Consider the following 553-nt stretch of genomic DNA (forward strand, 5'->3'; position numbering starts at 1 on the left):
TCGTGTTAAGAGACAGCCAAAATGCCGTAATTGGCTTTCGAAGATGCTATGCTGTAGCGCCTGTCGAACAGGTTTTGGATGGTGTTTATCACCATTCAGGTAATCACTATCAGCCCTCCCCGAGGGGTACGGCACTTTTTCTAGCAGCACGAACAGACTTTGGCGATGTTGATGGCAAGCAAGCAGCCTCTTTTTCTGTTCTCATTCATGCCACCCCCAAACAAGATGTTCCCCTTGATATCCCCCTTGATATTCCTTGGGGCAAACTTTGGTTGGAGCCTGATGAACTGAAGGGCGGTGTCGAGATACTCAAAACACCTATCAACATTCCTTTGCGCGCCGATATTCGCGAACAATTCAAGATTTTATTGAGGTTTTAAAATGAAGCATGAAAGTGGTTTACCCTTTGCAATTGACAGATCTCGTGGCAAAGAGGAACAGCAAAGCGTTGTGTTTTATGGACAACGCCCCTTTATCCAAAGTGGTGAACTGAATGAGGTTCAAACCATCATAAGGGGACGCCATGACCGCTTGGGGCGCCTTGTGGCACAAG

The 553-nt window shown here is 47.0% G+C and carries 1 protein-coding gene and 1 pseudogene; both read left to right on the forward strand.

The genetic code is table 11. The features are described from left to right. Positions 1 to 380 (forward strand): annotated as a pseudogene (locus tag J7R10_RS08480) (phage tail protein); the annotation flags it as partial. 1 nt (position 381) lies between these two features. Beyond that, positions 382 to 553, forward strand: a 172-nt coding sequence (locus J7R10_RS10075) for a DUF4815 domain-containing protein (protein ID WP_246787412.1), incomplete at its 3' end; no start/stop codon positions are given.

Origin of the sequence: Bartonella vinsonii subsp. berkhoffii ATCC 51672 (assembly GCF_902825225.1) — a bacterium.
In the GTDB taxonomy this organism is placed as follows: Bacteria; Pseudomonadota; Alphaproteobacteria; order Rhizobiales; family Rhizobiaceae; genus Bartonella; species Bartonella berkhoffii.